General features: G+C 52.9%; 6 protein-coding genes. All 6 read right to left on the reverse strand.

The window, feature by feature from the left end:
* Window positions 1-6 precede the first annotated feature (6 nt).
* A complete protein-coding gene (gene groL / locus BLS94_RS13785; protein ID WP_090962288.1) occupies window positions 7-1,644 on the reverse strand; it encodes a chaperonin GroEL in 1,638 nt (545 codons plus the stop codon).
* Between the two features lie 267 nt (window positions 1,645-1,911).
* Window positions 1,912-2,358 carry an Hsp20/alpha crystallin family protein gene (locus BLS94_RS13790; protein ID WP_090962298.1) on the reverse strand — a complete coding sequence of 149 codons (447 nt, stop codon included), beginning with the start codon at window positions 2,356-2,358 and terminating at the stop codon, window positions 1,912-1,914.
* A 111-nt stretch (window positions 2,359-2,469) separates the two neighbouring features.
* Window positions 2,470-2,772, reverse strand: a complete 303-nt coding sequence (locus tag BLS94_RS13795; protein WP_143021711.1) for a hypothetical protein — start codon at window positions 2,770-2,772, stop codon at window positions 2,470-2,472.
* 170 nt (window positions 2,773-2,942) lie between these two features.
* Window positions 2,943-3,716, reverse strand: a complete 774-nt coding sequence (locus BLS94_RS13800) for a Kazal-type serine protease inhibitor family protein (protein WP_090962300.1) — start codon at window positions 3,714-3,716, stop codon at window positions 2,943-2,945.
* 129 nt (window positions 3,717-3,845) lie between these two features.
* On the reverse strand, window positions 3,846-5,666 hold the full coding sequence (locus tag BLS94_RS13805) for a beta strand repeat-containing protein (RefSeq protein WP_090962302.1): 1,821 nt from the start codon (window positions 5,664-5,666) through the stop codon (window positions 3,846-3,848).
* A gap of 256 nt (window positions 5,667-5,922) precedes the next feature.
* On the reverse strand, window positions 5,923-7,095 hold the full coding sequence (locus BLS94_RS13810) for an erythromycin esterase family protein (protein WP_256325447.1): 1,173 nt from the start codon (window positions 7,093-7,095) through the stop codon (window positions 5,923-5,925).
* Between the last annotated feature and the right edge of the window lie 53 nt (window positions 7,096-7,148).

Here is a 7,148-nt window from a genome sequence, read left to right on the forward strand (position 1 = left end):
TCTCATTCAAGCCATCGCATCCATTTCATCCATCTCACTCGAATTGCGGGAAGTTACCCGCTTATTTTTGGGTAATTCCGCAATCATGACGTCAACGGTAAGGATCAGGCTAGCTATCGACGCAGCATTCTGTAAGGCGGAGCGTGTTACCTTGGCCGGATCAAGGATGCCCATTTCCATTAGATCGCCATATTCTTCGGTTGCTGCGTTGTAGCCGAAGTTGCCCCTGCCCTCCAGCACCTTGGCAAGGATAACCGAGGATTCGCCGCCGCCATTTGCAACGATCTGCCGTAAAGGCTCTTCTAACGCCCGCAGCACAATCTCGATGCCGGCTTGTTGTTCATTATTGTTGCCCTTTAGCGAGCGGATTACTTCCCTGACCCGCAGTAACGCCACACCGCCGCCTGGTAGAATTCCCTCTTCAACAGCAGCCCGGGTTGCGTGCATCGCGTCTTCAATCCGGCTCTTTTTCTCTTTCATGCCCATTTCGGTGGCGGCGCCCACTCTGATTATCGCGACGCCGCCAGCGAGCTTGGCAGCCCGTTCTTTCAATTTTTCCTTGTCGTAATCGACGGCGGATTCTTCCATTAACTTGCGAATCTGTTTGATTCGGCCGCGAATCATTAGGGGATCGCCGGCGCTGCCAATCAGCGTTGTGTATTCTTTCGCCACTTCCACGCGCTTGGCCCGGCCAAGATCTTTCAATGTTATCTTTTCCATTGTAAGACCCGCTTCCTCGGCGATTACACTGCCGCCTGTGAGAATGGCAATGTCCTCCAGCATGGCGGTGCGCCGTTCGCCGAAACTGGGGGCTTTTATGGCAACCGCCTTCAATGTGCCGCGGATATTGTTGAGCACCAGTGTCGCCAGCGCCTCGCCTTCGACGTCCTCAGCGATAATAACCAGTGGATGGCCGGCCTGGGCGATCTGCTCCAGCAGCGGAAGAAGATTCTGGATGTTGCTGATCTTCTTGTCATACAGAAGGATAGAGGGCTCTTCCATTACAACAATCTGCTCATCCGGGCTATTAATGAAGTATGGAGACAGATACCCACGGTCAAACTGCATTCCCTCCACTACTTCCAGCTCATTTTCCAGGCTCTTGCCATCTTCGATGGTTATCACCCCTTCCTTGCCAACTTTTTCCATGGCCTCAGCAATGATTTGGCCAACAACGGCGTCGGCATTGGCGGAAATCGCACCGACCTGGGCAATTTCTTTCCTGGTCGTGCATGGCACGGACATTTTTTTGAGTTCATCGACAGTAGCGGCAACTGCCTTGTCGATACCGCGTTTCAAATCCATGGGATTCATTCCGGCCACAACAAACTTCATACCTTCGCGAATGATCGCCTGTGCAAGTACCGTAGCGGTGGTGGTGCCATCTCCCGCCACATGGGATGTTTTGCTTGCGACCTCTTTTGCCATCTGCGCGCCCATATTCTCGAACTTGTCTTCAAGCTCGATCTCTTTCGCTACAATGACACCAGAGTTTGCAACCAACGGCGGACCATAGGCACGCTCGAGAATGACATTCCGACCTCTGGGACCGAGAGTCACCTTAACTGCATTCGCAAGGATATTGACGCCTTCAATAATTTTGGCATGGGCTGCTTCATGAAACAGAATCTGCTTTGCCGCCACAGAACCTCCAAAATGAATAGCGCACAGCCGAGTCAGCTTCACATGACTATGTATCTCTCCCGTACGGCGTGATCACTTCATTTTGATCGACTTCCGCTGAAGCGGGCCAGAATTACGATGTCATACTCAGCCTTATTGTTATTGAAGCGGGTTAAAACCTGCGGCCGCCCTCCCGAAAGTTCGCGTCCAACCTCAGGACAGACTGACCATTCTCATCAGGAGAACGGTCAGTACAGCGCGCTAGCTCAGCCTATAAAAGATCACTTGCTATTTGACCTCGATCCGTCTGGAGGTTTTACCCTCTTTCTTCGGAAGCGTCAGTTCCAGCGTGCCGTTTTCATACTTGGCCTCGGCTTTGGTATCATCCACATCACTCCCCAAAGTAAAGCTCCTGTAGCTCGATCCCTGGTGGCATTCGCGACAAATGACCCTTTCGCCCTCTTTTTCCTCTTTTTCCTGCCGGGTTTCACAACTGATGGAAACTCTATTGCCTTCTACCTGCACCTTGACATCTTCTTTCTTTACCCCCGGGATCTCTGCGCGCACGGTATAGGCCGTGTCATTTTCCTTTAAATCAATTTTGATTGTAGGGGCGGTCTCCGAGTCCATGGAAAACGGTTGCATTCCAAAACCCTTGAACCAATCATCAACATTGTAAAACGGGTCGAAGCGAGCGATATCACCGAACGGGGAACGACGAGCAATGTTTGCCATGATGTTTTCTCCTTGAAATATAAAAATTTATCGTACTGTTACTGCTACCACTTGGATGATCACGTAAACGAATCCCGTAAGCAGCTAAGCTATCAGGATGTTTTTCAGCGATTAAAAATCCTTTTCGCCATATAGCACCCCACCTGTTTCCGCGTCAGCCTCCAGCCAGTCTTGCGTTTCGTCATAAACATAACCGTCAGGGTCATGTCCCTCAACGCTGTAATAAGCAGTGGTGGAAACCACGTGATGGCTTTTTCCTTGCTCACGCTCGACCGATTCAGAAGCATCTGCTGCCATTGACCCGCTTGGGGACGATTTTTCGGGTTGCTCAACAGCATTGCCAACAAGATCACTAGTGGCTGCCCCGATTTTATTGGTTACCATGCCCGGCATGCCGGATGATGCGTCTGACAAGATAAGTCCTCCTTAAAAAGTGATCGATCGAGCTATGCGAATGGGCATTCCCCAGTTGATCGCATAGCCCCGTCTAACGACAAATGAACCAATTTTTAACATCTCGTTATGCCTGCCTCTGTGCGTTGCCTAACATTGGCCTTGAGAAATGTTGCGGAATAAGTCAGCTGCTATTTGCCTTGGCAAATCCCGGGACAATCCGCACCGCCGCGTTTCGGATCGCAATCGTCAGCGGGGTCATCTACGCAGGTTTTGCCGTTAGGACATGGAATTCCGGCAATTCCACCGCATGCTTGCGGTTCTGATTTTTTGCATTCTCCCTCTCGTTCAATGGATACACCCGCGGCCGACGCCGTGCATGCATTCGAATAAGTTTTACCGTCGCAACCACAAACAGGCTTGAATATCTGCGGACAAATGGTGGGCTTGGTCTTGCATGTGCCTTGTGCGTCTGCCACCTTGCATTGACCCGTTCCAAAATCACAAAACTGTTTTGCGTCGGGACAGGCTGTTCCCGCAATACCTCCACAGACCGCGGACGCAACGACATCAATTGGCTTGCATTGATCGGTAAGCTCCACATTGAGGAAGGTTCCCGCCTTGGGATGAATGGCGCGCAACTGCTTGACGAAAGCGTTGAACTGTTTTGGCGTTGCGCTAAAACCTGCTTCCGCGCAGGCGTTCAAGCCGCCCTCGATCGGAATCGGGCCGCCCACTCTCGGGCTATAAACAGCGAAAGTATCTACAGTATCGGCAATAATCGCTTTTCCGACCAGCTTGCGGACCGATTTCAATGCGGCGTTATCCAGCGCTCCCCCAGAACTACCGAGAGAGATGTTCACGGCACGGTTTGCAGCATCCGCACGGTCGCCATCATTCTGGGCAAAGGCAGACAGGCTAAGCAGGGCAGCCCCGATCAGTAAAACAAAAGGTAATTTCTTCATTTTTTCCTTCCATTAATAGTTAATTAAATTACATCCATTCGCCCTTCTTGTAAGCTACCGGCCGGAACAAGCGGGCCAATGGCACGATTTTTCTTTTGGATCCGGGCAGTCTGGAACCCGGATCAGGTACTAAACAGTTTCATCGCACCGCCGAATGCAGTTCCGCCGACGGCGAGCCACGACGCCCATCAGGCCTAGGCCCGCAAGCAGCATCAAGTATTGTTCAGGCTCGGGGACCACTGCCACGGTGACGTCGTGGTCGTGGTAAAACACCTGGAAGGTATTGGGGCTGAAGCCGTGCAGGCTGAGGGATGAGAAAGTCGTATCGGCGCGGTCATCGAAAGTCGCCACCACGAAGCTGTCACCGGCCACAGGCGTGTAGCCGAGGTTCCATAAGGCAATGTTGCCGCCCAATGTTACGTCGCCGGTAACCGTCAGTTGGTCAAAATTATGCAGGCCAGCTAGTTCGAAGTTAACTGCGCCGTTCGCTGCCTGATGCAGATTACCATCGATGGTAAGATGGCCAATGGCGTCTCCGGGATTGATCGCACCACTGTTGACCAACTCGTTATTGATCCGTGTCTGAATTGTGCCGTTGCCTTGCATAATCCCTGTATTACCGAAACAATCCGTCCCGCCACAAGAAGATTGGAAAGTTCCACCAGCGCTAGCATTCACCGTACCAGCGTTGGTGAATGCGTGTGCGACATTGAACACGCCGGCATTGACATTGACCGTGCCGGTGTTGTTGAAGTCAACGCCAACATTGGTGAGGGTGTTGTTCTGCTTGTTGAATGTGCCATTGTTGTTGAAGGTGCCGTTGCCAGTCATCTGGTCGGAGAAGGCATTGGTATCGGTGAAGGTACCGGTATTGTTGAAGGTGCCGCCATTCAAGGCGAGGTCGTTGACGAAGTCGCCGGTGTTGCCGCTCCAGGTGCTGTTGCCGGCGTTCACTGTGCGCCCGCCGGAAATGACCTTGGAGCCGTTGCCGCTGAGGTCCAAGGTGCTGCTGAAGGTGGTGGTGGCCGCGCCAGCAATGCTCCCGCCAGTCCAGGTGGCAGCGCCGCCGATCGGGGTGCTCGTGCCGGCCAGGGTGCCGCCCGCGAGCAGGAAGTGCGTGGTATGGGTGCCACCGTTGAGGTTGGTCGTACCGCCGCTTATCTCGAAGGTGCCGGCGCCGCTGGTGGTTGCTGCATTCAAAGTGTGAGTGCCTGCGTGGAGATCAAGGGTGGAACCACTAGCCAGGGCAAAGGCGCCGCTGTGAGTGCCGCCCCCTTGCAGGCGCAGCGTGCCGGCATTGACATTGACCGTGCCGGTGTTGTTGAAGTCAACGCCAACATTGGTGAGGGTGTTGCTCTGCTTGTTGAATGTGCCGTTGTTGTTGAAGGTGCCGTTGCCAGTTATCTGATCGGAGAAGGCATTGGTATCGGTGAAGGTACCGGTATTGTTGAAGGTGCCGCCATTCAAGGCGAGGTCGTTGACGAAGTCGCCGGTGTTGCCGCTCCAGGTGCTGTTGCCGGCGTTCACTGTGCGCCCGCCGGAAATGACCTTGGAGCCGTTGCCGCTGAGGTCCAAGGTGCTGCTGAAGGTGGTGGTGGCCGCGCCAGCAATGCTCCCGCCAGTCCAGGTACTCAAACCGCTGAGCGTAAGGTTGCCTGTGCCACCAAGAATGCCGCCGAACAGATCAAGTCCGGTTATCCCCGTATTGAAGGATAGAGTTGAATTGCCGCTGTTGATAATTGCTTTGTCGCTGATGCCCGGCACACCTGTGGGTGACCAGCTCGTATCGACACCCCAATCCCCTGTGCTGCCAAACCATGTGCGATCGACAGCAAGAGCCGGCTGGATGAAGCCTGACGCGGCCAATGCCGCAATGATCGGCAATGTCCGGAAAAACCCGTTGGTTAATGCTCCATTTTTGCTGACTTGATTTTTCTTCGTATTTTTCATCGATGTCTCCTTGAATGAACACGGGACTCAGCTATTTTCGATCTGTTTTCGTGCTGCCGCATGACACGGCATTATTTAAAATAGGTCACATTTTTTTAAAATCAAGGAATTAAATGGAAGCGCTGGGTAGGGAAGCGTTCTGCGTTATCTCAGCGGCGCCTACGGCGGAGCCGCGCACACCATTAGTTCGGCGGCTGCCATAGAAGAAACAAGTATGAAACTACAGATAGGAAAGAATTACGTTGAAATCAGGCGTCTAAAAACCCGATGGATAGGTCTCGTCCATTTCACCGGGCCTCTTATGAACGAATGACGGTAATGGCTGCACAGCTTCTGTTTTATCGATATGGATCATGAAATCAAACTGCCGTGGGAGGGATGAATAGAAGTAATGGCTTGCTCGCTCGGTTTCAGGCCGGTAAATTACCCCGATGGCCCGCTGCAGTTTTTTCTCTTTCAATAGGCTGACAGCTTCGTCTTCGGTCCGAAGATCAAGAAAGAAACGTTTCTTTTCGAGTCCCGAAAAAATTGCTTCATAACTGCCGGGCAATGGGTCGCGAACGGTTTTTGTTTCGGCGGGGCCGTCCCAATCCGAAGCTGCGGTTACCGTGCCACGGCTGGTCGAAAATCCGATGCGAAGCGCCCTATTCCCGTATTCCTCATTCACCAGCTGGCCGATATTGATCTCGCCGCGCTGCCCCATATCCGTCGCTGCAGCATTGCCCAGATGAGAATTGTGTGCCCATACGACAATTCGCGGCTCTCGGCCCAACCGGCTTTCCAGATGAGCAGCGAGTTTCTCAAGCGTTTCGAACATATGCCGGTCTCGTAAATTCCATGTGCTGGGCCGCCCTCTGAACATTGCCCGGTAATATTCCTCAGCATTTTTTACCAGCTCGGCGTTCTGCCGCGCCGAAAAATATTCGTTCCCGGCAAAAACGCCATCCTGTTCAACATAGAGGCGCGCTTTCCGTTGCAGCTGCATAAGTTGATTCATCACTTCCTGCTCGCAGGAATCCCATCTGCCCGAGGCAATGGCATAACCGTATGCCTGAGGATTGCCGATGAACTGGCCAAAACAGCCATAGCGCGCTCGCGCCGCGGCGGCTTCTTGCGGATCGACCTTGTCCAGATAGGCCAGAACTGCCGCCATCGAGGTTGTCATGCTATACAAATCAAGGCCGTAGAACCCTACAGGTTCCTTTCGACCCTTATATTTCTCGCTCCCCCGATTGTAGTCACGCAGCCAGGCGACGAAAGCCAGGACCTCGGTATTACGCCACATCCAAGTGGGGAACCGTTCGAAATTCGATAGCGCCGCGTCGGCATCCGTATCATTCGATGTGCCGGATACGAAGCGATTGACCCGGTAGGCATCCGGCCAGTCCGCGTTGCGCCATAGAAAAAGGTTACCGAAACAGTTTTGCAGTTAACGTTGTGCCATAAGGAAAGGAATTCATTTTAGTGCATCGAAGATGATTT

Source organism: Nitrosospira sp. Nsp18, from assembly GCF_900103145.1.
Classification (GTDB): Bacteria; Pseudomonadota; Gammaproteobacteria; order Burkholderiales; family Nitrosomonadaceae; genus Nitrosospira.